The 25,504-nt window shown below is 69.0% G+C and carries 16 protein-coding genes; 12 read left to right on the forward strand and 4 right to left on the reverse strand.

The window, feature by feature from the left end:
- The first annotated feature begins 69 nt into the window (after window positions 1-69).
- The 7 genes from RM25_RS01720 to recR all read left to right on the forward strand — a co-directional run bounded on the left by RM25_RS01720 (window position 70) and on the right by recR (window position 11,050).
- Window positions 70-1,347, forward strand: coding sequence for a DUF8744 domain-containing protein (locus tag RM25_RS01720; RefSeq protein ID WP_052809072.1), 1,278 nt, complete (start codon window positions 70-72; stop codon window positions 1,345-1,347).
- Complete coding sequence (locus RM25_RS01725; protein ID WP_052809073.1) at window positions 1,344-3,980, forward strand: multicopper oxidase domain-containing protein; 2,637 nt, start codon at window positions 1,344-1,346, stop codon at window positions 3,978-3,980. The genes RM25_RS01720 and RM25_RS01725 overlap by 4 nt, the downstream gene beginning before the upstream one ends.
- A gap of 153 nt (window positions 3,981-4,133) precedes the next feature.
- On the forward strand, window positions 4,134-5,513 hold the full coding sequence (locus RM25_RS01730; protein ID WP_044635955.1) for an MSCRAMM family protein: 1,380 nt from the start codon (window positions 4,134-4,136) through the stop codon (window positions 5,511-5,513).
- 141 nt (window positions 5,514-5,654) lie between these two features.
- Window positions 5,655-6,389: a class F sortase gene (locus RM25_RS11710; RefSeq protein WP_158487037.1), complete on the forward strand. Its 735-nt coding sequence runs from the start codon at window positions 5,655-5,657 to the stop codon at window positions 6,387-6,389.
- Window positions 6,390-6,587: 198 nt separating this feature from the next.
- The gene (locus RM25_RS13115; RefSeq protein WP_230954675.1) at window positions 6,588-9,863 is read left to right on the forward strand and encodes a DNA polymerase III subunit gamma and tau; all 3,276 of its coding nucleotides are present in this window, start codon (window positions 6,588-6,590) and stop codon (window positions 9,861-9,863) included.
- Between the two features lie 250 nt (window positions 9,864-10,113).
- Window positions 10,114-10,422 (forward strand): YbaB/EbfC family nucleoid-associated protein, encoded by a 309-nt coding sequence (locus RM25_RS01745; protein ID WP_013160310.1) that lies wholly within the window; start codon window positions 10,114-10,116, stop codon window positions 10,420-10,422.
- 1 nt (window position 10,423) lies between these two features.
- Window positions 10,424-11,050 carry a recombination mediator RecR gene (gene recR / locus RM25_RS01750; RefSeq protein WP_013160311.1) on the forward strand — a complete coding sequence of 209 codons (627 nt, stop codon included), beginning with the start codon at window positions 10,424-10,426 and terminating at the stop codon, window positions 11,048-11,050.
- 23 nt (window positions 11,051-11,073) lie between these two features.
- On the opposite strand, the gene RM25_RS01755 is transcribed toward recR, so the two are convergent.
- Window positions 11,074-11,883 (reverse strand): hypothetical protein, encoded by an 810-nt coding sequence (locus RM25_RS01755; protein WP_013160312.1) that lies wholly within the window; start codon window positions 11,881-11,883, stop codon window positions 11,074-11,076.
- A gap of 278 nt (window positions 11,884-12,161) precedes the next feature.
- Here RM25_RS01755 and ileS point away from each other — a divergent pair, with 278 nt between their 5' ends.
- On the forward strand, window positions 12,162-15,422 hold the full coding sequence (ileS, locus tag RM25_RS01760; RefSeq protein ID WP_230954674.1) for an isoleucine--tRNA ligase: 3,261 nt from the start codon (window positions 12,162-12,164) through the stop codon (window positions 15,420-15,422).
- 126 nt (window positions 15,423-15,548) lie between these two features.
- Here the strand turns inward: ileS and RM25_RS01765 are convergent, their stop codons facing one another.
- Window positions 15,549-16,535: a Gfo/Idh/MocA family protein gene (locus tag RM25_RS01765; RefSeq protein WP_044635956.1), complete on the reverse strand. Its 987-nt coding sequence runs from the start codon at window positions 16,533-16,535 to the stop codon at window positions 15,549-15,551.
- A 168-nt stretch (window positions 16,536-16,703) separates the two neighbouring features.
- Between RM25_RS01765 and RM25_RS01770 the strand changes: the two genes are divergently transcribed.
- From RM25_RS01770 to RM25_RS01780, 3 genes are all read left to right on the forward strand, one after another.
- Window positions 16,704-17,978, forward strand: a complete 1,275-nt coding sequence (locus tag RM25_RS01770) for an aspartate kinase (RefSeq protein ID WP_013160315.1) — start codon at window positions 16,704-16,706, stop codon at window positions 17,976-17,978.
- 86 nt (window positions 17,979-18,064) lie between these two features.
- Complete coding sequence (gene murJ, locus RM25_RS01775) at window positions 18,065-20,008, forward strand: murein biosynthesis integral membrane protein MurJ (protein WP_044635957.1); 1,944 nt, start codon at window positions 18,065-18,067, stop codon at window positions 20,006-20,008.
- A 63-nt stretch (window positions 20,009-20,071) separates the two neighbouring features.
- Complete coding sequence (locus tag RM25_RS01780) at window positions 20,072-22,147, forward strand: phosphatidylglycerol lysyltransferase domain-containing protein (RefSeq protein ID WP_080774446.1); 2,076 nt, start codon at window positions 20,072-20,074, stop codon at window positions 22,145-22,147.
- On the opposite strand, the gene RM25_RS01785 is transcribed toward RM25_RS01780, so the two are convergent.
- The gene (locus RM25_RS01785; RefSeq protein ID WP_048733409.1) at window positions 22,144-22,530 is read right to left on the reverse strand and encodes a hypothetical protein; all 387 of its coding nucleotides are present in this window, start codon (window positions 22,528-22,530) and stop codon (window positions 22,144-22,146) included. The two genes, RM25_RS01780 and RM25_RS01785, sit on opposite strands and share 4 nt — an antisense overlap.
- Window positions 22,531-22,695: 165 nt before the next feature.
- Complete coding sequence (locus RM25_RS01790) at window positions 22,696-23,661, reverse strand: carbohydrate kinase family protein (protein ID WP_036942273.1); 966 nt, start codon at window positions 23,659-23,661, stop codon at window positions 22,696-22,698.
- Window positions 23,662-23,936: 275 nt separating this feature from the next.
- On the opposite strand from RM25_RS01790, the gene RM25_RS01795 reads away from it, so the two are divergent.
- Complete coding sequence (locus RM25_RS01795) at window positions 23,937-25,382, forward strand: APC family permease (RefSeq protein WP_044635959.1); 1,446 nt, start codon at window positions 23,937-23,939, stop codon at window positions 25,380-25,382.
- Window positions 25,383-25,504 lie beyond the last annotated feature (122 nt).

Below are 25,504 nucleotides of genomic sequence, written 5' to 3' on the forward strand. Positions count from 1 at the left end.
GGGGTGCGGCCCTTGCGTGGCGCCGCAGCGCCTACCCTGAGCATGACCCGCCTGCAAGAAAGCCACCCCATGTCACAGCCCGTTGCCGTCCCGGAACAGGGCAGCGCCGACCCGCCGCTCAAACCCGCCAGCCAGACCCGACGCGTGATCGTGCTGCTCGTGCCGTGCGGAGTGGCCATGGTGATGGGTTTGGACGCCGCCCTGGTGCTGCTCGGCCTGCCGGCCCCGTTGAGTGGTGAGCGGTTCTCGTCGGCCCACGGCATCATCATGACCATCGGCTTCTTGGAAGCTCTCGTCAGCCTGGAGAGCGCGGTGTCCCTGCGTCGCCTGTGGGCCTACTGCGCTCCGGCTGCCCTCGCCGTGGGTGCCCTCCTCGTGCTCACACCGCTTCCCCTCCAGGCCGGTCAGCTGCTCATGCTTGTCGGTTGCGCGCTGCTGATCGTCAACTATTCGGTGTTGTGGACGCGCAAGCACGAGCCGATGGTGGCGGTGCAGGTGGGTGGGGCCCTCGCCGCGCTGGGTGCCGTGCTCCTGTGGACGGGTGGGGTGTCGATCCCCGACTTGTTCGCCTGGCTGGTCACCTTCCTGATGCTCACCATTGCCGCCGAACGCGTCGTCATCTCGCGGTTCAGTCCCTCGGTGCTGACGCCGGCCGGGGCGCGGCGCTATCAGCGCGGCATCGTGGTGATCAGTGCCCTGATCGTGTTTGCGTGTCCCCTCACCACCATCTGGTCGGGCCGGGTGCTTCCCGTGTTCGGGCTGGCGCTCATCGCCCTGACCGTGGTGGCCGCATGGGGCGATGGTGCCCGCAGCGACCTCAGGGTGCGCGCCCGCGCGACGGTTGCGGGGTCGGACGCTGCGTCGGATGCGGACACTGCGTCCGGTTCGGCCATCACGCCGAGCCAGCGCTTCACCGGCGTCATGGTCTTCATCAGCTACCTGTGGTTGATCGTCACCGGCCTGCTCCTGGTGCATCCCACCTTGTCAGGGCTGCATTACGATGCCCTGCTGCACGCCGTGTTCCTTGGTTTCGTGATGACCATGGTGGTGGCCCATGTGCCCACCTACCTGCCGTTCCTGCTGGAGATCCGGTTCCGCTTCAACCCCGGATTCTGGGGCGTCGCGGTGCTGTTGAACGTCGGGCTGGTGGTTCGCATCGTCGCCGACCTGGCTGGCTCCGAGACCGGACGCACCCTCGGCGGGCTGGCCAATATCGCCGCCCTGCTGTCGCTGGTTGCCGTTGCCGTCTGGGCAGCCGTCGTCAAGGGCCCTGAGGACCCGCAGGCACCCGCCGGCGACACGCGGGCGATTTCGGACACATCCCCCACCAAGGACTCCCGGGCATGAACATCGAAAGCCCCACCACACGGAGACGCCCCCACGGCCTGGCCAGCCGCCGGGTCTGGTTCACGGCCGTCACGGTGCCGGTCTGCCTGTGGGCGCTCGTCGCGCTCGCGGCACTGATCGGCCAGCGCTGGCGCGCCGACCTGGGCTGGATCGGCCTGCATGCCGCCGCCCTGGGCGTGGCCACCAACGCCATCGTCACCTGGAGCGACTACTTCGTCGACGCCCTGATGCGTGGAGCCGCCTCGTCGAAGGCCCGCCAGATCGGCGTGCTGGCGGGGCTCAACGTCGGCACCCTGGCGCTCATCGGGGGCATCGAGGCCGCCCTGAATCCCCTTGTCACAGCGGGTGCGGCGCTCATTGTCGTGGCGATCGTCGTCCACTGCGCCAGCCTGTGGCGACGCAGCCGCGGGGCATTGACCACCCGGCTTGGCAGCACGGTCGTGGGCTACTACATCGCCTGTGCCGGCTGGTTCGTGGCGGCCGGTGTCTTCGGCTTCCTCATGACCACCGCCGGCGGGGGCCACCTCAACCGTTACCTGCTGGCCCACATCGCCTCTGCGGTGCTCGGCTGCCTCGGGCTGGCCGTCATCGGCACCCTCGTCACGCTGTGGCCCACCATCCTGCGCACCCGCATGGTGCCCGGTGCACAGACCGATGCCCGACGGGCCCTTCCGCTGCTCAACATCGCCCTTGCGGTGGTCGTCATCGGCGGCGTGATCGGACGCGGCTGGCTCTCGGCGCTAGGCCTGCTCGGATACCTGGCGTGCCTGGGCTTCACCCTGGCCGCGATGATGCGCGCCGCCCGGGTGAAGCCACCGCGCAGCTTCGCTGCCCGCAGCGTGATCGCCGGTATGGCATGGCTGGTGGGCACGCTCGTCGTGGCCACGGTGATCGCGGCCATGGGGCCCGACACCGCCACGATCATGAACCGACTCACGGCGCTGGCCTGGCCACTGCTCGCCGGTTTCGCCGCCCAACTGATCGCCGGGTCAATGGCCTACCTGCTGCCGGTGGTGATCGGTGGCGGCCCCGCCATGGTGCGCCGGCGCAACCGGGTGATGGACCTGGCGTCCAACACCCGCCTCGTCGCGGCAAATGGCGCCGGACTAGGCCTTCTGCTCCCGCTTCCGGCTGCCGGTCGGGTGGCGATGATCGCCGTGGCGGCAGCATGCGTTGCCGCGTTCCTGGTGCTCGTGGTGGCCACCGCCGTCGTCCGTAGGCCGTTGCAGATGGCCGACGTGCCACCGGCGCGCACCCACGGCTTCGAGGCAATGCTCGGCGTCGGCGTCCTGGTGATCGCACTGGCCATCGCCACCGCGATCTCGCCAGCCACGATGGTCGGCAAGGGCACTGCGAGCGGCGCCGGTTCCTCCGGGGCGGTCGGCAACGGGCAGAGTCAGCACGTGTCGGTGGAGGCCCACGACATGAAGTTCACGCCCAACACCATCGACGTGCCGGCCGGCACTCACCTGTTCATCGACGTGAAGAACACCGACACCGGCGGCATGGTGCACGACCTTGTGCTTGCCTCGGGAGCCACCTCGGGACGCCTGTCACCCGGCGCGTCCGGCACGCTCGACGCCGGCGTGATCAGTGCCAGCACCGACGCCTGGTGCTCCATCGCCGGCCACAAGCAAATGGGCATGACCATGAAGATCAACGCGAGCGGCGCCGCGCCAGCCGGCGGTGCAGCGGCGGTGGGTTCCCCGAGCGCGACCCACGCGACGCCCGACCCGAACGCGCAGATGACCGCCGATCCCTGGGATGCCGCCCTGCAACCGGCCGGCCCCGAGACCGAGCACCGCATCACCCTGGACGTCACCGAGAAGGAAGTGGAGGTGGCACCGGGCGTCCGCCAGCTGCGGTGGGTCTACAACGGCCAGGCGCCCGGCCCGGTGCTGCGCGGGCACGTGGGCGACAAGTTCGCGGTCACGCTGATCAACCACGGCACGATGGGCCACAGCATCGACTTCCACGCCGGCGCGCTGGCCCCCGACGGCCCGATGCGCACCATCCAACCCGGCGAGCAGCTCACCTACATCCACACCGCCACCAAGTCGGGGGTGTGGATGTACCACTGCGCCACCGCACCCATGTCGTTGCACATCGCGAACGGCATGTTCGGCGCGGTGATCATCGACCCGCCCGGCCTCACGCAGGTGGACAAGGAATACCTCATCATCCAGTCCGACCACTGGTATGGCGCCCAGGGGGAGGGCAACGACGCCGCCCGCATCAGCGACGGCAATCCGGACGCCGTGGTGTTCAACGGGTACGCCAACCAGTACGACGCGCACCCGCTGCCCGCCACGGTCGGCAACCGGATCCGCTTCTGGGTGCTCGACATCGGCCCCAACGAGCCGATCAGCTTCCACATGGTGGGTGGCCAGTTCGACACGGTCTGGGCCGAGGGCGCATTCCGCCTGGAGTGCGGATACCAGCCGGCCGCCGGCGTCGACCCGGCCTGCGGCACGCTGGGGCCCGGCGGCTCCCAGACGCTGTCGCTCGGCCCCGCCGAGGGCGGCTACGTCGAGATGGTGGCGCCCGAGGCCGGCCACTACAAGTTCATCAACCACGTGATGAGCGACGCCGAGAAGGGCGCCCACGGCACGCTGGAGGTCTCCGCGGGCTGACGCCCTCCCGGCCGAGACTCCAGAGCGACCCGAGTGCGGGTCTGAGGGAAAGTGACTGGCTCATGGTGTTGCCCGCACCCCGTGATGTCCGACGATCGATGAATGCCACGCCCTGCACGGTGCAGCGCTGGCACCGACCAAAGGACATGCGCCATGAAGATCACACGAGCCCTGGCCGCCACTGCCACGCTGACCGCGCTGTTGGTGGGCACCGGCGTTGCCGGGGCCGCCGCCGACGTCACCTGGGAATCATCGCCGGGACCCCACACCTTCAGCGTGGACGTCACCCCTGTTTCCTACATGGTCGACAGCTCCGGTGACGCCGCCCTGCGCGTGGAACACATCGTCGACGAGAACGGCCGGGCCTTGCTGTGCGCCCAGTTCGACCGGCCGTCGCCCTCGGGGACGCAGCTGCAGCCGTTGGGACGCGCCACTCCGCAACTTGCCTACCTGGCCAACCAGTTGGAGCATCCTGAGCTCAATCCTGACCTGGCCGGGCTGGACGCCATGCAGCAGTACTACGTGCTGCAATTCGTGGCCCACATGTATGACAGCCCCCATTTCGCCGCCTTCACCGATGTGCAGGACGGGCAACGGGTCGCCGATCCGCATGGCCTGATCCCACGCATCACCGCGGTGAAGGCCAGGGCCGACGCCGCCTCGAATGGCGACTTCTTCGAGGGCCACAAGATCTCGGTGTCCGAGCCCGTCCCGGCCTCCGCCCTCGACGCCGAGGGATTCTGGCTGTCCGATCCGGTGACCGTGAGCGTGCAGGCCGGAAGCGCGCAGGTCACCGTGAAGCCCACGTGGAATGAGGCGGCCACCGCGGCGGGCACCACACTGGTCGATGCCGCCACCGGCGCCCCGCTGGAGGCCGTCACCGACGGGGCACAGGTGCGGCTCAAGACCTCGGCCGACAAGCTGGCCGGTAGGGCCGGCCGGGTGGGCGTCACCCTCGACGCCAGCTTCGACGGGGGCACCGCCAAGATCGGATATCTCTACGGCGGTGACGAGTCGGTGCAACAGATCGTCGGCTATGACGAGATCACCTACAACGAGCACCTGTCCACCGACATCTCCACCGCCTACACCCCGGTGCTCGGCTCACTGAGCGGCACGAAGGAGGGCGCGGCAGGCGAGCGGCTGGCCGGCGTGGAGTTCACGGTGAAGGACGCCGGGGGCACCGCGCTGACAACCGTGACCACCGCATCGGACGGCACATTCACCGTCCCCGACGTGCCCTGGGGCACCTGGTTCATCCACGAGACCAAGACCCCGCAGGGTTATCTCCCCTTGTCACAGCCTGTCGAGGTGACCATCGACGGTGCCCACCGCCGCATTGACCTGCCGACCATCACCAACGACAAGGCCCCGGTGGCCAAGGGGCTGTCCACCATCAACACCGGGCGGCCCCCATCTGACAATGCGCTGAACCCGGCGCTCGTCATTGCGGCGGGCGTCCTGCTGGGTGGCGGTGTCGGTGGTGGCGCCTGGTGCGTCGGAAGCCGTGTGACGCAGGCCATGGGCCACTGACGCCAGGCCATGGGCCACTGACGCCAGGCCATGGGCCACCGATGCCCACTGATGCACAGTGCCGCGACGGAAAGTGCCGCGACGCGAGGGCGGAGAACGGGCGCCAGGGATGCGACGCGCCAGCAAGCAGGGGGAGTAGCGATGAGGATGTCGACGGGTCCGCACCTGAGGGCTGCCCGCAGGTGGCGGCGGGGCCGGTTGTGGGCGGTGCTGGTGACCGTTGCGCTCGTCGCGGCGGGCGTCGCCCTGTTCCAGCACCGCATCCTGTTCCAGCACCGCGCACCGGGAGTGGCCGCTGAGCCGGTGCCGGGCATCACGACGAATGGTTCCGTGGTGGCGACGGGGGAACCGCGCACCGACTCGGCGCCGCTTCCCCCGGCCCCGTTCGTGGCCGCGCGCCCGACCCCGGAAGCAGCCGTGGCGCTGGAGGTCGCGGCCGACCGGTTGGTGATCCCGTCACTGGGCGTTGATGCCCCGCTGCTGGCGGCCCCGCTCGGCGAGGACGGATCGCTGGCCGTTCCCGATGACCCGCAGCAGGTGGGCGTCTCCACGATCGCCGCACCCGTTGCCAGCTCGGCGGGAACCACCCTGCTGGCCGGCCATGTGAACATGCAGCGGGTTCCCGGCGCCCTGTGGAAGCTGTCCCAGATATTGCCCGGCGCCCGCATCATCACCACCGACCATGGCGGCGTCCGGCAGGAATGGATCGTCGACGGGCTCACCGTGCATCCCAAGCAGGGCCTGCCGGAGGGCCTCACCAACACCACCGGCCGGCGGCGGCTGGCCGTGGTCACCTGCGGTGGCGAGGTGCACGACGGCCAGTACGAGAAGAATGTGATCGCCTGGGCACGCAGTGCCCCCACATCGGGCACCTGAGGGCAATCACCCGGCGCCAACACCGTCGCATTGGGTAAAACGTCAGTGCCGGCTAATACTCTTGGGGTCGTGGATGGCGATCTGGATCCCGAGGGCCACGAGGCACCTGAGGACGATTTCTTCGAGCAGGACGGTCCTGCCCTGTTCGACGATGCCGCCAGCACCGAATCCACCAGCGCGGACAGCACGAAGGGAACCATGGCGAACAGCACCGATACCGGCGGCGTGGACGCACCACGCGACGAGCCCCTGGCGTCCGGTGAGATCCCGACGCCGGATGCCCCGGTGGCTGCTACGCCCGACGCGCCTGCGCCCGACAACGACCCGGGGGCGCCGCTGGCGCTCTACCGGCGCTATCGTCCCGACACCTTCGAGCAGGTGATCGGTCAGGACCATGTGACCCTGCCGTTGCAGCGTGCGATCGCCAACAACCGGGTGAGCCATGCCTACCTGTTCAGCGGCCCGCGCGGCTGCGGCAAGACCACCTGTGCCCGCATCCTTGCGCGCTGCCTCAACTGCGAGAACGGCCCCACGCCCACTCCCTGCGGCCATTGCACGAGCTGCCGTGAACTGGCCACCGGAGGGCCCGGCAGCATCGACGTGATCGAGATCGACGCCGCCTCCCATGGCCGCGTCGACGACGCCCGCGAGCTGCGCGAGGGCATCTTCTTCGCACCGGTGCAATCGCGCTTCAAGATCTACATCATCGACGAGGCCCACATGGTCACCAAGGAGGGCTTCAACGCGCTGCTGAAGGTGGTGGAGGAGCCGCCGCCGCACGTGAAGTTCATCTTCGCCACCACCGAGCCCGACAAGGTGATCGGCACCATCCGCTCGCGCACCCACCACTATCCCTTCCGGCTGGTGCCCCCGAAGGTGCTCACCGACTACCTCGAGAAGATCTGCGTCGAGGAACACGTGCAGGTTGAGCCCGGCGTCCTGCCACTCGTGGTGCGTGCCGGCGCCGGATCGGTGCGTGACTCGCTGTCGGTGCTCGACCAGCTGCTCGGCTCGGCCGGTGCCGACGGCGTCAGTTACCAGCAGGCCACCTCGTTGCTCGGCTACACCCCCGATGCCCTGCTCGACGAGATGGTCGACGCGCTGGCCGCCGGTGACGGCAAGGGCGTCTTCGGCACCATCGACAAGGTGATCGAGATCGGCCAGGACCCGCGACGGTTCGCCGAGGACCTGTTGCAGCGGCTGCGCGATCTGGTGATCGTGGCCGACGTGCCCGACGCCCTGAGCTCCGGCCTGATCGACGTGGCCGCCGACCAGGCGCAGCGCTTCGAACACCAGGCGGCACTGATCGGGCCCGGGGAACTCACGCGGGCCGCCGAGGTGATCGCCAGCGGCCTCACCCACATGCGGGGCACCACCGCGCCCCGACTGCACCTCGAACTGATGTGCGCACGCATCCTGCTTCCCGGCGCCGACGTGGACGGACGCGGCACCCACGCGCGCCTCGACCGGCTGGAACGTCGCGTCGGAATGCCCGGCGTGGCCGAGGAGCCCGCCGTCGAGCAGCCCGCGCCACCCCAGTGGGACGACCAGGCCAATGTCAGTCGAGACCCCCATGCCGACGCCCAACCCGGCGTCGACGACCAGCAGGGTGCCCGCACCCGACAGCGCTCCGTGCGCGACGGTGGTTCAGGGCTCAGCGGTGTGGGCCTGGCAGGTCCCGGCTATGCCGACCGAGCGAACCAGACCCAGATGGGCAATGCTCCCGGTACCGCCGCCGGCATGGGTGTCGGTGCGCCCACCGGTGGTGGTCATGCCGCCACGGCCCGTCAACGCCCCGCCGTCGATCAGACGGTCGCCCCGGCATCCGGTGCGCCCCGCCAACAGCGGCCGGCTGCCGGCCCCGCGCCTGACGGGCAGGCGACGCCGCCCGGCAACGCTTCTCGCGGCCATGCTGGGCCCACCGATACTGGGCCCACCAGCGCCGGGCCCGGTATCGCCGCGTCTGATCAGGCTGCGTCCGATCACCCTGCGCCGACCGACAACCTCGGGGACAGCCCGAACGCCGGCACATCGCACGCCACCGCCGCTGATGGCGCAGCGACCGGGGTCAATACGAACGCCGACAACGCCCCGGGCGCCGACAACGCCGGGCCGGCCGGGCCCGCCCCGCAGGCCACGGGTGCGCAAGCCCCGTCGTCGGGGGATTCGTTCCCGGCGCAGGCTCCTTCCTCCGCTGCCGGCCGCCTGAACACCGCCGAGGTGCGCAGGCTGTGGCCGGAGGTGCTCACTGCGGTGAAGGGCCGCCGTCGCTTCACCTGGATTCTGCTCAGCCAGAATGCGCAGGTGCTGCAGGCCGACGTCGACGGCCTGTCGCTGGCCTTCAACTCGGCCGGCGCCCGGGACAGCTTCCAGAACGGTGGCTCCAACGACGTGCTGCGGGAAGCCCTGATCGACGTGCTCGGCGCCGACCTGCCGATCCACTGCGTGGTGGAGGGTACGGCCGCCATGAACGAGGCGCGTGGGGGAGAACCTGCCAGGCAGCGCCCAGCGCCGACCCAACAACAGGCGCCAACCCAACACCCGACATCGACCCAACACCAGGCACCCGCCCAGCAGCAGGCGCCGACCCAGCACGAGGCACCAGCCGGGCATTCGGCGCCCCAGGACCAGGCCGCGCCCCAGCGGCAACCCGGGGCTGGGCAACGTCCGGCCCCCGGTCAGGCGGAGCCTGATCAGTCGGGAACCGGCCCATCGGAACCGGCCCAACCGGCGTCCGACAAGCGGGAAGGCGGCCACCAAGGCCCCCCAGCTGAGGGCGGCGAGCGTGCGGGGGGCTCGTCGCAGCAACACCAGTCGCAGCAACACCGGGATGACGCGGATCAGCACCTGGCCGATCCGCCGGAGGTCCCGCGCCAACGTGCCGCGCAAGCCGGATCCCCCGGGGATGACGGGAGCCATGGAGCGACGGGAGTTCCCGATGACGCTGCACCGGCCCGCCGCAATGGCCGTCGTCGCCATGTGATCCCCGATCTCGGCGAGGTCGCGTCGTCGATGCCCACCGAGCAGCGCGATCCGGGGTGGGACCCGTGGGCCACGCCGCAGGGCGACGCAGGCCAGCCCGATCCACACGGGACTGGCTCATTTGGGACTGGCCCATCTGGGACCGGTTCACCCAATGCCGGCCCGAACGGTGCCGGTTCAGCAGGTGCTGGTCCCAACGGGTCCGGCACACGCTCCTCAACCACCGATGGAACATCCACCGACGGGCCGCAGGCGGCGGGTCACGCGGGCCCCCGGAACAACGCCGCGGCACCCGGTGCTTCCGGCCGCGCCCCGGAGCCCCACCATGAGATCCGCTGGGAGGTGCCCCTGCCCGACGACGAGCCGCCCTACGATCCCGATGCCGATGTGAGCATGAGCGATCCCAACGTCGACGAGACCGGGAAGTCGGCCGCGGAGCTGATCATCTCCGAGCTCGACGCCGAGGTGATCGAGGAGATCGAGCACGGCTGAGACCGCCACGGCACCACACTGCACGGGGCTCCGCACCACACCGCACAGGGCTCCGCACCACACCGCAGGGCTCTGCCCGGGGATTTGTGGGTGCCCCCACGTAGAATGAACAAGCCGGTTGGCCCGCCGACGGCCTGCGTGCCCCGCACATCCCGGTGCGCGGTGGCCCGGGCAAGGGCGGCACCGGCAGCGAACGTAGTGCATCGACTCAACGCGTCAGGCACGCTGGCGAACTTGTGAAAGGCATCAGATGTTTCCTGAAGGCATGGACATGAACGCGCTCCTCGAGCAGGCCCAGCAGATGCAGGTGCAGCTGCAGCAGGCCCGCGACGACCTACAGGACGCCAGCTTCTCCGGCACCTCCGGCGGCGGCCTGGTGGAGGCAACCGTCACCGGCGGTGGCGTGCTCACCGGCCTGGTGATCAAGCCCGAGGCCATCGACCCCGATGACGCCGAGGGCCTGGCCGACCTGGTGGTGGCCGCCGTGCGCGATGCCACCTCGAAGGCCGCACAGGAAGCCGAGAAAGTGATGCCTGACCTGGGATCGCTGGGTCTTTGACGTGTACGACGGACCTATCCAGGATCTGATCGACGAGCTCGGCAGGCTGCCGGGCGTGGGCCCCAAGAGCGCCCAGCGCATCGCCTTCTGGCTGCTCGACCAGCCCCAGGCCGACGTGGAGCAGCTGGCCAATACGCTGCGCACGGTGAAGGAGGGCACCCACCTGTGCTCGATCTGCTTCAACGTGACCGACTCCGACATCTGCCGCATCTGCCGCGACCCGCGTCGCGACCACAGCTCCATCTGCGTGGTCGAGGAGTCCAAGGACGTGATGGCCATTGAGCGCACCCGCGAATTCCGCGGGCTCTACCACGTGCTCGGTGGCTCGATCAGCCCGATCGACGGCCGTGGCCCCGGCGACCTGCGCATCGCCGAACTCGTGCGACGCCTGCAGGACCCGAAGGTCTCCGAGATCATCCTGGCCACCGACCCCAACCTCGAGGGTGACGCCACCGCCACCTACATCTCGCGGCTGCTCGGCGAGACGCCCGGCATCCGCGTGAGCCGGCTGGCCTCCGGGCTGCCCGTGGGCGGCGACCTCGAATACGCCGACGAGGTGACGCTGGGCCGCGCCTTCAGCGGCCGTCGCTATGTCAACGACGAGGAACCGGCCGACCAGAGCGCCTGACCCCGCCCGGGGCCCCGGTGCTCTCAGGCGTCCAGCGGCACGTCGTCGGGGCCAAGGTCGTCGGGGCCCAGCTCCTCGGGGGCGCGGCACATCTCGGTCATCAGGCGCACCGCGAAGGCACCCAGCGTGCCGACGATCCACAGGTCCACCGACGGGTCACCGGCGCCCACCTCAAACGACCAGGCATAGCCGTGGGCCATGCCCGAATAGCAGTGGAAGACCCACAACGCCGCCTCGCGCACGGTGGGTGCGAACTCGGCGGGTAGCCCCGCCGGACCGGCCGCCTCACTGATGGCCTGTGCCATCTCGCGCAGCATCGCCCGTTCGCCCCGGATGCGCGACAGCTTCTGCACCGTCTTGTTGGCCGACTTCACCTCGGCGAGGAACTCGTCGCTGGGACGCAGGCTGTGCAGCTGGGTGAACTCGTGGGCCTCCTCCATGCCCTGCAACAGGCTGCCGCTCTCCTGTGAGATCACCTGCAGGCAGTGGGCGAGGCGCACCTCGTCGTCCTCGGCACCCAGCGCATAGATCACGCGTCCGGAGGCAAGCAGCAGGGAGCGGGCCAGGATCAGCACGGCCGGCCCGGGGCCCCGGGGCTGCTCCCCGAACAGGGCGTCACCCATCGAGCGGGCGCATTCCTGGGCGGTACGCACCGCCTGCTGCAATGAATTCGTCAGCCCCACCACCGCGGCGTCGGGCATTTCCTTGTCGAGGCGGTCCAGTTCGGAGCCGGGCCTGGGCTGCGGCACCTGTGAGCCGGTGAGCATGAGCAGCGACTTCTCGATGGCCATCCACGCGTCCTGCGCGTCGGGAGGCGGCTGCCAAGGTTGCATGGTTTGACCCTTGCATCCAGTGGGCGGCCATGGCAAGGGGAATCCTGCACGCGACTAGACTTGCCACGTCGCAAGGCGTCGACGGGGCGATCACCCCCGAGCCGCCGGAAGAACCGCCCCCTTCGGGCCCAGTAGAACCGGCAGCGGCCGCAAAGCAAGTGGGAACGCCTCCGGGCGTCTCCAAGAAGGGTGGTACCGCGGGCCACCACGGCGTTGCACGCCGAGGTCTCTCGTCCCTTCGTGAACCACGTCCCAGACGTAGACGACGAAGAGGAACGATGACGACCAGCTCTGAGCGCACTCCCGCGAAGAATGAAGCCCCGAAGAATGATGGGGTGAACGTCGAAGCCGCTGACCCGACGGGCTTCGGACACAGCTACCACGCCGTGCCGGCGCGCATCGACCTGCCCGCGGTGGACCACGAGATCATCGCCCTGTGGGAGAAGAACAACACCTTCACCAAGTCGTGGGAAGCCTCCGAGGGCGGCCCGCGCTGGAACTTCTACGAGGGTCCGCCCACCGCCAACGGCCAGCCCGGCACGCACCACATCGAGGCGCGCGTGTTCAAGGACATGTTCCCCCGCTACAAGACGATGCAGGGCTTCCGCGTTGACCGCAAGGCCGGCTGGGACTGCCATGGCCTGCCGGTGGAACTCGCCGTCGAGAAGGAACTCGGCTTCGATCACAAGAACGAGATCGAGGAATACGGCATCGCGCGCTTCAACGAGAAGTGCCGCGAATCGGTCACCGAGCATGTCGACGAGTTCGCCGAACTCACCCGGCGCATGGGCTACTGGGTCAACATGGACGAGGCCTACTGGACGATGGCCCCCGAATACGTCGACTCCGAGTGGTGGGCGCTGCAGAAGATCTTCAACGACGGCCTGCTGGTGCAGGACTTCCGCGTCACCCCCTATTGCCCCCACGACGAGACCGCGCTGAGCGATCACGAGGTGTCGCAGGGCTACCGGGAGGTCACCGAACCGTCGATCTACGTCGCCTTCCCGCTGACGTCGGGGCCGTGGGCCGAGCGCGGCGCCAAGCTGGCCGTGTGGACCACCACCCCCTGGACGCTCATCTCCAATACGGCGGTGGCCGTGGCCCCCGACGTCGACTATGTGCTGGCGTCCAACGGCCACGAGGAGCTCGTGGTGGCCGAGCCGCTGTTCGATGCGGTGCTCGGCGAGCACGACGACGAGGGCAAGCCGGTCTGGCATGTGGTGGACAAGAAGCAGGGCGCGGCGATGGCCGGCTGGGACTACGAGCGTCCCTTCGACTTCGTGCCCTTCGACAAGCGCGCCAACTACATCCTGACCGCCGACTATGTGACCACCGACGACGGCACCGGACTGGTGCACGAGGCGCCGGCCTTCGGCGCCGACGACATGGAGGTGGGCCGCGCCAACGGCCTGCCGGTGATCAACCCGATCCGTGCCGACGGCACCTTCGAGGCCGACCTTCCCCTGGTCGGTGGCCTGTTCTTCAAGGACGCCGATCCGAAGGTGATCGACGACCTGACCAAGCGCGGCATCCTGCTCAGGACCGTGATGTACAAGCACTCCTACCCGCACTGCTGGCGCTGCGGAACGCCGCTGATCTACTACGCCCAGCCGAGCTGGTACATCCGCACCACCCAGCGCAAGCAGGAGCTGCTCGACCAGAACGAGAACACGATCTGGCACCCCGAGTCGATCAAGTGGGGCCGCTACGGCGACTGGCTGCGCAACAACATCGACTGGGCGCTGTCGCGCACCCGCTACTGGGGCACTCCGCTGCCGATCTGGCGCAACGACAAGACCGACAAGCTGTACTGCGTCGGCTCGCGTGCCGAGCTGGCGAAGCTGGCGGGCAATCCCGACCTGGCCGACATGGACCCGCATCGTCCCTTCGTCGACGATGTCACCTTCCAGCTGGACGGCGAGCAGGGCACCTATCGTCGCGTGCCCGAGGTGATCGACGCCTGGTTCGATTCGGGCTCGATGTCGTTCGCGCAGTGGGGCTACCCGTGGGTGGAGGGCAGCCAGGAGAAGTTCGAGCAGCATTTCCCGGCCGACTTCATCTGTGAGGCGATCGACCAGACCCGCGGCTGGTTCTACACGATGATGACCGTGCCGACGCTCGTCTTCGGCGAATCGGCCTACAAGCGCGTGCTGTGTCTGGGCCACATCCTGGCCGAGGACGGCCGCAAGATGAGCAAGCACCTGGGCAACATCCTGTTGCCCATCCCACTGATGGACGACCACGGTGCCGACGCGGTGCGTTGGTTCATGGCCGCCGCCGGATCGCCCTGGTCGGCGCGTCGCGTGGGGCCCACCACGCTGCAGGAGGTGGTGCGCAAGGTGATGCTCACCTACTGGAACACCGTCGCCTTCCAGAGCCTGTATGCCCGGGCCAACGACTGGACGCCCGATGGCGATGCCCCGCAGGTGGCCCAGCGCCAGGTGCTCGACCGCTGGTTGGCCTCGGCCACCCAGCAGCTGGTCGTCGACGTGACCGACGCGCTGGAGAACTACGACACGCAGCGCTACGGCGCGCTGATCTCGGGCTTCATCGACGAGATGTCGAACTGGTACGTGCGCCGTTCGCGTCGCCGCTTCTGGGACGGGGACGCCGGGGCCCTGTGGACCCTGCACGAGACCCTTGAGGTGCTCACGCGGCTGATGTGCCCGTTGGCGCCGTTCATCACCGAGAAGGTGTGGCAGGACATGTTCCGACCCACGCTGCCCGGTGCCGCCGAGTCGGTGCACATGACCACCTGGCCGAAGGCCGACACCGCGCTCATCGACGCACAGCTCGACGACGCCATGGAGACCGCCCGCCGGCTGGTCGAGGTGGGACGCGCCGCCCGCGCCGAGGCGAAGGTGAAGACCCGCCAGCCGCTGTCGCGCGCGCTGGTGAGTTCGGCCGCGCTGGCGAAGCTCGACAGCGAACTCGTGGGGGAGATCACCTCCGAGCTCAACGTGGAGGAGCTGGATTCCTTCGCGTCGGCCGGTGACGTAGTGGAGTACAGCGCCAAGGCGAACTTCCGGGCGCTGGGCAAGCGCTACGGCAAGCAGACGCCCGTGGTGGCCAAGGCGATCGCGTCGGCCGATGCGGCCCGGTTGGCCGAGCAGCTGGCCGCGGGCGACACGACCCTTGCCGTGGACGGCGTGGGTGACGTCGAGCTGAGTGGCGATGACGTCTTCCTCACCGAGCGTCCGCGTGAGGGCTGGTCGGTGGCCGATGTGCAGGGCGACACCATCGCCCTCGACCTGACGATGACCCCCGAGCTGGTGAGTGCCGGCAGGGCCCGCGAGATGATCCGCTTCGTGCAGGAGTCGCGCAAGGCGGCCGGCCTGGACGTGTCCGACCGCATCGACCTGGCGTGGTCGTCACCCGACGACGAGCTGGCCAGGGCCATCGAGACCCATGCCGACTTCATCGCCGGCGAGGTGCTCGCCACGTCGATGCACCGCGAGGCCACCCCCGAACCGGGCTGGCGCAGCGACGACGAGGCCCAGGTCTCGGTGCGCGTGGTGAAGGCCGAACAGCCCCTGTGAACCGGATGATCTGAAGCAGGGCGCAGAACTACCAAGAAGATGTCCCGTCGCCAGGAGGCGGCGGGACATCTTCTGTTGTGTGTTCTGTTGTGTGGGTTCCGGGTTGCCCCGGGTTGCGGCAGGCCCTCAGAAGTCCTCGTCGTCCAGCGGGCGGTACCCGAGCTGCTCCAGCGCGTGGGTCATCGCGCAGGCCACCGCGATGGAGTCATCGAGTGGCACGAAGGGGTGTTCGGTGAGGCCGGCCTCGATGGCCTCGCTCACGGCGGAGAGCTCCAGGCGGTAGCCGCGCCCGGGGAAGGGCAGCGTGACGTGCTCGGGCTCGTCGTCGTCGCGGTGCACCACGATGCTCGTCGGGTGGTGGAAGCGCGGCTCCACCTCGATGAAGCCGTCGGTGCCCATGATGGTCATGCGGCCCGGGCCGTGGGCCTGCAGCGAGATGCTCAGCTGTGCGGTGGCACCCGAGGCGTAGCGCAGCTGCATCGACGCGCTGGCATCCACCCGGGTCTCGGCGAGCTGGCCGGTGCAATCCACGGCGATCGGCTCACCCAGGAAGTCCTGCGCGAAATGGAGCGCGTAGACGCCCAGGTCGAGCATGGCGCCACCACCCAGCCCGGGCGCGAACAGCCGGTCGGTGGCATTGAAGGCCCGGTAGGCGAACAGATCGCCCTGCACGCAGGTGATGTCGCCGATGCGTCCGGTGGCGACCGCCTCATGGGCGGCACGGATCGCCGGCAGGAACCGGGTCCACATGCCCTCCATGGCGAACACGCCCTCCTGCCGGGCGGCCCGCGCCAGTTCCCGGGTGTGCTGCACCTGGCAGGTCATCGACTTCTCCACCAGCACCGCCTTGTTGGCGCCGATGACCGCCAGCGCCAGGGCATAGTGCTGCGCGTTCGGGGTGCCGATGTAGATGGCGTCGACATCGGGGTCGTCGAGCAGCTCGCGGTAGGAGCCGTGCGCATGGGGCAGGCCGAACTCGGCGGCGAACTGCCCGGCGCGCTCGGCGCTGCGTGAGCCGACTGCCACCAGTTCCGCGTGCTGCGCGGCGGTGAACTCGGTGGCCATGATGCGGGCGATACGTCCCGACCCTGCAATACCCCAGCGAACGGTCATGGACGAAATACTAGGGAGCCGGGCAACACCATGCGTCCACGGTGGGCAATCGTGGCGGGTCGTGCGCCGCCACAGCGCCCGGAGCTGTCGTTCACTGACCGGCGCGGGGCCGGCTCGACGGGTCGCCATCCCGGTAGACTGACGCCGTTGATCGTTCGGAAGGACCCCATGTCCAGGATCGTCCAGAAGTATGGCGGATCGTCGGTTGCGGATGCGGAGTCGATCAAGCGCGTCGCGCGCAAGATCGCCCGTGCCAAGCAGCGCGGCGATGCCGTGACCGTTGTCATCTCCGCAATGGGTGACACCACCGATGAGCTGATGGACCTCGCCTACCAGGTGAGCCCCCAGCCCCAGACCCGTGAGCTCGACATGCTGCTCACCACCGGCGAGCGCCAGTCGGCCGCGCTGTTGGCGATGGCGTTGAACGACCTCGGCGTCAAGGCTCGCAGCTACACCGGCAGCCAGGCGGGCGTGATCACCACCGAGCGCCACGGCGACGCCCGCATCGTGACCATCACCCCCGGACGCATCGAGAAATCGCTCGCCCAGGGCAATGTGACGATCGTCGCCGGCTTCCAGGGCGTCAGCCAGGACACCAAGGACGTCACCACGCTGGGTCGCGGCGCCTCCGACACCACGGCCATCGCCCTGGCGGCCGTGCTGGGCGCCAAGTACTGCGAGATCTACACCGACGTCGACGGCGTCTTCACCGCGGACCCGCGCATCGTGCCCACCGCCAAGCGCATCCCCGAAATCACCTACGAAGAGATGATGGAGATGGCCGCGGCCGGCACCAAGGTGCTGCACCTGCGGGCCGTCGAATACGCGCGCCGCGAGGGCATCGCGGTGCATGTGCGCAGTTCGTTCAGTGACAACCCCGGCACCTGGGTCAAGGGACATGCCGACATCGCGAAGGGGAATCAGATGGAAGAGGCCATGATCACCGGCATCGCGTCGGACGCCAGCGAGGCGAAGATCACCGTCGTCGGCGTGCCCGACGAGGTGGGTCGCGCCGCGCGCACCTTCGACGTGATGGCTGCCGCCGAGATCAACATCGACATGATCGTGCAGAATGTGTCGGCCGTCAGCACCGGACGCACCGACATCTCGTTCACGCTGCCGATGTCCGACGGGCAGCGCGCCGTGCAGGCGCTGAACGCCGTGAAGGACGAGATCGGCTTCGAGGAGCTGCTCTACGACGACCAGATCGGCAAGGTCAGCGTGATCGGCATCGGCATGCGCACCCATCCGGGTGTGACGGCCGCGTTCTTCGACGCCCTGGCCGCCAATGACATCAACATTGACATGATCTCCACCTCCGAGATCCGCATCTCCGTGATCGTCGAGGCGCCCAAGCTGGCCACGGCCGTGCAGGCCGCGCACACCACCTTCGGGCTCGACACCAATGGTGAGGCCGTCGTCTACGCAGGAACGGGGCGTTGACCTATAGGCCTCGTCGGGCCGGGGAAGGCTCACCGGACAAGCCCGCGCGCTCACGGCGCTGGGGCGGGCCCGGCGATGCTGGCCCCGTGCCCGAACAGGGCCCCGAACTCCCGCAGGAGACCTCCGCGGCGGACTACTCGCCCGGCCACGGTTCGTCCAGCCACGGCGGCGCCATCGATCGGCTGAGCCGCCGCCCCGAGCGGGCGGTGCACTCGGCCGAGGACACCGGACGCATCCCGGCTGTCGGGGCACCGATCCGTCGTCCCCGTGCCGATGCCCCGGCATCCGGCCAGCCCGACGAACCCACCCAGCCGGTGGGGCGCGGAACCAGCAACAGCGACGAGACGTCCACGGAAATGACCATGACCAATATGGCCGCCGTGGACGACGAGATCGACGCCGCCGACCGCAAGAACCTCGGCCGCAATTCGCTGCTCATGGCATCGGGCACGCTGGTCAGCCGCGTGCTGGGCATGGTGAACGCCATGCTGCTGGCCAAGGTGGTGGGCCAGGCGCTCGCCGCCGACGCCTTCCGGCTGGCCAATACGCTGCCCAACTACATCCTGGTGCTGCTGTCCGGCGGCATCCTCAACGCGGTGCTGCTGCCGCAGATCACCAAGGCGATGAAGCGCCCCGATGGGGGCAAGGACTTCGTGGACCGCCTGCTGACGGCCACCCTCACCCTGATCCTCGTGGTGGCGGTGTTGTGCACCGCGGGCGCCGGGGTGTTGATGCGGGTCCTCTACCAACTTGAGGGCGCCGGCCTGCACCTGGGCATCGCCTTCGCCTATATCTGCATGCCGCAGGTGCTGTTCTATGCGCTGTTCGCGGTGCTGGGCAATCTGCTCAACGCCCGCGGATCGTTCGGCGCCTTCGGCTGGGCCCCGGTGGTCAACAACGTGGTGGCCATCGGCGGCGAGATCGTCTTCCTGAGCCTGTGGGGCCAGCAGGCGGACCCGTCGGTGTGGAGCTCGCAGATGGTGTGGACGCTGGCGGGCAGCGCCACCCTGGGCATCATCGCCCAGACGCTCGTGCTGCTGCCGGTGCTGAAGAAGATCGGCTTCCGCTACACGCCCCGCTTCGGACTGCGCGGCTACGGCTTCGGTCAGGTGGGACGCTTCGCGGCGCTCACCTTCATCGCCCTGTGCATCGCCCAGGCCGGCGGCATCTACATCGCCAATGTGGCCTCGGGCATGATGTACCGCGCCCCGCAGGGCACGACGGTGGCCGGCTATGCGGCCTATCAGAACGCGATGACGCTGTTCCAGATGCCCTATTCGCTGATCGGCTTCTCGATCCTCACCGCCCTGTTCCCGCAACTGGCCAGGGCCTGGCAACGTCGGGCGAGCGCGGGGCTGGGCGACGCCCGCGACCTGGTCTACCGGGGGCTCACCCTGCCGGCGGTCGGCATCATCCCGGTCGCCTTCCTGCTCATGGCGCTGGCCCGGCCCATCGTGCGCGGCATCTACTGGGGCATCTCACCGGCGCAGGCGTCGGTCACCGCCCCGCTGCTCATGTTGATGGCGGCGGCCCTGCTGCCGTTCACGATCGTCACTTTCCAGCAGCAGTTCTGCTTCGCGCTGGAGCGCGGCTTCACGAACCTGTGGATGCAGTGCCTGGTCACGGCCGTGCAGGTGGGCTTCGGGTTCGCCGCACAACGCCTCGACCCGGCCCACGGCGTCGAGATCATCTGCCTGGGCATGATCGCCGGCAACTCGGTGCTCGCGATCGTCTTCGTGCTCTATGCCCGCCGCGAGATGGAGGGCATCGGCCTGGCGCGGATGATCTGGCTCTACCTGCGGCTGGCAGTGGCCTCGTTGCTGGGCGCCACGCCCGCCTACCTGGTGGGACGCGTGGTCGTCGCCTCGCAGGCCGATTCGTTGATCTCACAGTTCGGCGCGATGGCGCTGGGTGCGGTGGTGTTCATCATCGGTTTCCTGATCGGCGTGAAGCTGCTTGCCATCGACGAATTCCGGGCCTTCCTGCGGCCGATCCTGCGGCGCCTGCACCTGGTGCGCAGCGCCGAATAGGCCCTCGACGACCCGCCGGGGTGCCGCCTCCCAGCGTCTGCCCGCCGTGGCAGGTGGGGCACAATGAACAAAGTGTCCTTCCTTCGGCGTCTCGGTAATTGGCTCACCAGCCCCCGTGTGCTGGCCCTGCTCATCGGCGTCGGCGGCATCATCAATGTGGTGGGGGTGATCGCCGCACCCCATGGTTCGCGGCGCATGCGCATGGTGCTCGACGTCTTCTCTCCCACCGTGGTGGGCCTGGCGTCGGTGGCCACGGCAATCGTCGGCCTGGTGCTCATTGCGCTGAGCACCGGCCTGAAGCACCGCAAGCGCGTCGCCTGGTGGCTGGCCGTCGCGATGGTCGTGATGACGGTGCTGCTGCACGTGGTGAAGGGCTTCGACTTCGAGCAGTCCATCGCCGGGCTGGTGGTGCTCGCGCTCCTGGTGGCCGGGCACCGCCACTTCACCGGCATCCCCGACCCGCGGTCGCGACGCAGCATCTGGACCACCGTGATCCTGGCGCCCCTGGCCGGCATCACCCTGGGCACCGTGCTGCTGACCGCCACGGCACGCACCCAGGCCCATGACACCACGCTGGTCGACCGCATCGTCGAGACAGTCGTCGGCATGGTCGGCATCTCCGGGCCGGTGGTGTTCATCCGTCCGCACTGGGACGACCGCTGGTTCTTCGCGATGCTCATGATCGGCGTCTTCGTGATCATCACGATCCTGGTGGCGCTGTTGCGCAGCCCCAACGGGCCCCACTCGCTGCATCCCGACGAGGAGAACGAGCTGCGGTCGATCCTGCCGATGAACCCCCGCATCGGCTCCCTGGACTATTTCGCGACGCGCCGCGACCGTGGCGTGATGGTGGGGGCGTCGCGCCGGGCCGCGATCAGCTACCGCGTGGTGGGCGGTGTGAGCCTGGCCGGGGGCGATCCCCTCGGTGAGCCCGGGCAGTGGGGGGAAGTCGTCGACGCCTGGATCGCCGAGGCCAACCGCTACGGCTGGTTGCCCGCCGTGCTGGCCTGCGGTGAGGAGGCCGGCCGCCTGTTCGCCGACCGTGGCATGGAGGTGCTGCACCTGGGCGATGAGGCCATCATCGACGTGGCCGACTTCAGCCTGGCCGGACGCGTGATGAAGCCGGTGCGCAATACCGTCAACCATGCCAAGCGGGACGGCGTGGTGGTCGATTGCCTGCGCGCCAAGGACCTGTCCGCCCTCGAGGTGGCCGAGGTGCGCACCCGCGCCGATGAGTGGCGCGACGGCCCCGTGGAGCGTGGCTTCTCGATGGCGTTGGGACGCTTCGGCGACCCGGCCGACGGCGAATGCGTGCTGGTGCGGGCGCGGGTGGACGGCCAGATCGTCGGCCTGCTCTACATGGTGCCCTGGGGCAAGGACGGCCTGTCGCTCGACCTGATGCGACGCAGCCCGCAGGCGCCCAATGGCGTGGTCGAGTCGATGGTCACCGGCCTGGTCGACTGGGGCCGCGACAACCACCTCGCACATATTTCGCTGAATTTTGCCGTGCTGCGCGATATCTTCCAGCGCGGGGAGGAGTTGGGCGCAGATCCGGTGACGAAGGTGGCCTACAACGTGCTGATGTTCCTGTCGCGCTTCCTGCAGCTCGACAGCCTGTATCGCTCGAATGTGAAGTACCAGCCGCGCTGGCAGCCCCGCTACATCTGCTACGAGCCGGGCTCGCTCATCGAGGTGGCCGTGGCCTGCCTGCGGGCCGAGGCGTTCCTCACCCTGCCGAGCTTCGGACGTCGGCGCCGCCAGAGCCGCAAGTGGACCGAATTGGAGGCCACCGAGCAGTACGCGCGCCGTGAAGCCGGTGCACGGGACGGTCAGGACGACGACAGCGACGACAGGGTCAGCAGCAAGGATGCGACGCGGGCCGTGGGCAAGGACCTGCCGGGTGTCGCCGCCGCCGAGGCCGTCACCAAGGGCGATGGAACGCCTGTGGGGAGCAAGGACGAGCTGCAGGGCGAAGCGGCAAAGGCCGCGGACGGCGAGGCCGGGAACGAGTCAGGCCCAGGCAAGGCGGGGGACAAGGCCGTGGGGGACAAGGCGGCCGAAAAGGGCGCCGCCGCTGGCGGCAATCCAGAGGCGAGCAGCAGCGAAGATCGCGGTCCGAGCGGTCCGAAGGCCGACTAGGCGGCGCGCGCCGCGCGGCGGCGCTTGATCACCCGGCGCAGGGTCCAGGAACCCAGGGCCAACGCCGAGGGCACCTCGATGAGTGCGGCCATGCCGATGGCACGATCACGATCGGGGCCGGGCTTGGCAATGCTGACGTCCAGTGCCGCGTCGCCGACCACCAGGGCGGTGCCGGCCAGCGCCCACACATGCGAATAGCTGGGCCGCCAGGCGGCCGTCACCGACAGGCCCGCCAGCGTCGCCACTTCGGCGGTGTCGATGGCCAGCCATTTGTTGAGGTCGTCGCGCTTGACGCCCCCGATTTCGGGGATGAAGCGCATGACGGCGATCCAGCCGCCGAGGATGACGGCAGCGGCGCCTGCCGCGGTGCTGACAAATCGCATTCCCACAATCATGAGAGTAGGCCGACCAGCAGCGCGCATCCAAGGTGTTCACGATGAGTTTCCTGTGTGGACGCCCGATCGGCCATCGGGGTCTGCCGGGGGGCCGCTCCGGGGTCGGACCAGCACATGGACCAGCGCCCGCAGACGTTCGGCGATGACCAGCGGTCAGGCGGTGTCGGGCGGCGGGTCGGTGCGGGTGGGACCAGCGGCCAGCAGCTCATCGACCTCGGCGGCGGTCGGCGGATCGGCCCCCACCCGCGTGCAGACGATGCTGGCCGCGGCGCATCCACGCAGTAGGGCGGCGGTGAGGTCGGCGTCGCGCAGCCAGCCCTGCAGGAAGCCGGCGGTGAAGGTGTCACCGGCGCCCACGGTGTCGACCACGGCGGCCGGGAACCCCGGCACGCGCACCGTCTCGCGGCCCACGCCGGTGGCCAGGGCACCGTGTGCGCCGAGGGTGACCACGAGCAGGTCCATGCCGTAGCGCTCCACCGCGGCGCGGGCCAGGTCGTCGATCTCGCCGTGGCCGCCGGCCAGCCACAGCAGGTCCTCGTCGGAGGCCCGCACGACGCCCCCGCGTTGGCTCACCACCTGCACGAAGGGATCGATGAGCGCCAGATAGGCGTCCGGATCGGGTTCGACGGTGGGGCGCACGTTCAGGTCGTACGACAGGTGGGCGGGCGTGGTGCGCACGAAATCCAATAGCGCCGAGCGGCCGGGTTCCACGGTGGCGACCAGGGATCCGGTGTGCAGCCAGTCGTCGGCATCCAGCTGCGGGAACTCCTCGGGCTTCCACCCGAAGTTGGCCGTGCCGCGCAGGTGGAACACATAGCGGGCAGCGCCCGAGGAGTCCACCGAGACCACCGACAACGACGTTGACCCGGCGAGCGTCTGCACGCCCAGCGAATCGTCCACGCCATTGGCCCGCAGGTGGCTGCGCAGCTGGGCGCCGAAGCCGTCGATGCCGAAGCGTCCCAGGAAGCGGGTGGGCATTCCGAGGCGGGACAGTGCCACCGCCGTGTTCAGGGGTCCGCCGGCCGAGTGCGCCTGCCAGTACGACGACTGCGTGGTGCCGGCGCGCGAATTGTCCGGGATGAGGTCGATCAACGCCTCGCCGCATACGACTACTGCCATGGTGCACCAGCCTAGGTGAGGGCCGCGGCCTGCTTGGGTGTACGTGGTGTACCCGGTGCACACAGCGCCCCCACTGGGTGGGCGGTTGTGCGGCAATGACGCCGCACAGGTGTCCTGTTAGCGGTCACATCAGCGCGTCCGCCAGCCCCCGACGCCACCACCATGGGACGCGTACGACACACATGCCTGAGGCCCACTACGATTCCCCGTGGTCGGTACGGCACCGGCCGGGGAAGGAACACGTGGCCAGGTCGGATCAGGAAGTCAATACCCGGATGGCCGATCGGCAGACCACTCGTCTGCAGCGCACGCTGAGCCGCTTCGACATCGTCTTCCTCATCGTGTCGGCCGTGGTCGGCCTGGAGATGCTCGGCTCGGTCAGCGCCGAGGGTCCGCAGACCTTCACCTGGCTGGTCGTGCTCATCGTGATCTTCGTGATCCCCTATGCGCTGATCTTCGCCGAGACCGGCTCGGCCTTCACCGGCGAGGGCGGCGTCTACCTGTGGGTGCGTCGCGCGTTCGGACGCCCGGTGGCCGCCGTGGCATCAGCCTTCACCTGGATCACCCAGCCCGTGTGGGTGGGCGGTTCGATGGCCTTCCTCAACGCCGAGGCGGCCCGCAACCACCTGGTGCACTTCGCGGAGGGTTCGCCGGCCGACTATGCGTTCAAGCTGTGCTTCATCTGGATCACGGTGCTGGCGGCGATCCTCTCGCTGGCGAAGGCCAAGTGGATCCCCACCGTGGGTGCGATCCTCAAGCTCACCTTCATCAGTTTCTTCGTGATCACCGCCATCATCTACGGCGCCACGAACGGCATCCAGCAGATCACGCTCGGCTCGTTCTCACCCACCCGCGCCGGATTCATCACGCTGGTGCCGCTGCTGATCTTCGCCTTCCTGGGTTTCGAGGGGTCATCGAGCGCGTCGGGTGAGATGAAGAACGCCCCGCATGACGTGGCTGTCTCGGTGATGCGGTCCTCGGCCATGGCCGGCTTCTTCTACCTGGTGCCGGTGTTCGCGATCATCCTGGTGGTGCCGCCCAGCTCCATCGACGGGGTGTCGGGCCTGCTCAATGCCGTGGCCACCGTGTTCTCGGTGTACGGGCCGGCCGCCAAGCCGATGATGGTGCTTGCCGTGGTGATGTTCACGCTGGCCAATATCGGCCAGGGTGCCGCATGGATGATCATGAGCGACCGCATGCAGGCCATGGCTGCGGCCGATGGTTCCTTCTTCGGCGGTTTCTTCGGACGCTTCAGCCCGCGCCTGGGCACCCCGATCCGCGTCAACCTGCTGTCGGGCACCGTGTCCACCGTGTTCATGCTGGCGGCGATGCAGCTCACCGGCTCGTCGGCGGCACTGTTCGACGTGGTGCTGGGCGTGGCGATCACCACCTACTTGTTCAGCTATTTGTTGATCATCCCGGCCGCGATGCGGCTGCGCCTGCACGAACCCGATGTGGTGCGTCCGTTCAGGGCGGGGCCCAACTGGTTCTTCGTCACCATGTGCGTGGTCACCACGGCCCTGGTGGCCTTCGGATCGTGGGCGTCGATCTTCCCGGGCACCCTCGAGCGGCTGTTCGGCCTGCCCTATGACTTCTCGCAGGCCTCGGGCGTGTCCTATGGGGCCTTCGAGGCGCTGACGCTGGGCACGCTGGCCTTCATCATCATCTTGTCGCTGGTGGGTTACTGGCGCGGACGCCCGGTGCGCCAGGGCCTGCGCTGAGTCCGGGCGCGGCGCAGGCCGCAGCCGGGGGCGTGCGGCCAACGCGAAGCCGGGGAGCCTGACGCCCGGCGAAGTCCGGGCCAACGACGCCCACCCTGATGACGCCCGTGCCAATGACGCCC

Source organism: Propionibacterium freudenreichii subsp. freudenreichii, from assembly GCF_000940845.1.
Classification (GTDB): domain Bacteria; phylum Actinomycetota; class Actinomycetes; order Propionibacteriales; family Propionibacteriaceae; genus Propionibacterium; species Propionibacterium freudenreichii.

Excerpts from the sequence above, each read along its gene's own strand:
- RM25_RS01790 (WP_036942273.1), bottom strand. The coding sequence starts at position 23,661 with ATGGCAGTAGTCGTATGCGGCGAGGCGTTGATCGACCTCATCCCGGAC.
- RM25_RS01720 (WP_052809072.1), top strand. The coding sequence starts at position 70 with ATGTCACAGCCCGTTGCCGTCCCGGAACAGGGCAGCGCCGACCCGCCG.
- RM25_RS01785 (WP_048733409.1), bottom strand. The coding sequence starts at position 22,530 with ATGCGATTTGTCAGCACCGCGGCAGGCGCCGCTGCCGTCATCCTCGGC.
- RM25_RS01725 (WP_052809073.1), top strand. The coding sequence starts at position 1,344 with ATGAACATCGAAAGCCCCACCACACGGAGACGCCCCCACGGCCTGGCC.
- RM25_RS11710 (WP_158487037.1), top strand. The coding sequence starts at position 5,655 with ATGAGGATGTCGACGGGTCCGCACCTGAGGGCTGCCCGCAGGTGGCGG.
- RM25_RS01730 (WP_044635955.1), top strand. The coding sequence starts at position 4,134 with ATGAAGATCACACGAGCCCTGGCCGCCACTGCCACGCTGACCGCGCTG.
- RM25_RS13115 (WP_230954675.1), top strand. The coding sequence starts at position 6,588 with ATGGCGAACAGCACCGATACCGGCGGCGTGGACGCACCACGCGACGAG.
- RM25_RS01765 (WP_044635956.1), bottom strand. The coding sequence starts at position 16,535 with ATGACCGTTCGCTGGGGTATTGCAGGGTCGGGACGTATCGCCCGCATC.
- RM25_RS01745 (WP_013160310.1), top strand. The coding sequence starts at position 10,114 with ATGTTTCCTGAAGGCATGGACATGAACGCGCTCCTCGAGCAGGCCCAG.
- ileS (WP_230954674.1), top strand. The coding sequence starts at position 12,162 with ATGACGACCAGCTCTGAGCGCACTCCCGCGAAGAATGAAGCCCCGAAG.
- RM25_RS01770 (WP_013160315.1), top strand. The coding sequence starts at position 16,704 with ATGTCCAGGATCGTCCAGAAGTATGGCGGATCGTCGGTTGCGGATGCG.
- RM25_RS01780 (WP_080774446.1), top strand. The coding sequence starts at position 20,072 with ATGAACAAAGTGTCCTTCCTTCGGCGTCTCGGTAATTGGCTCACCAGC.
- RM25_RS01755 (WP_013160312.1), bottom strand. The coding sequence starts at position 11,883 with ATGCAACCTTGGCAGCCGCCTCCCGACGCGCAGGACGCGTGGATGGCC.
- RM25_RS01795 (WP_044635959.1), top strand. The coding sequence starts at position 23,937 with ATGGCCGATCGGCAGACCACTCGTCTGCAGCGCACGCTGAGCCGCTTC.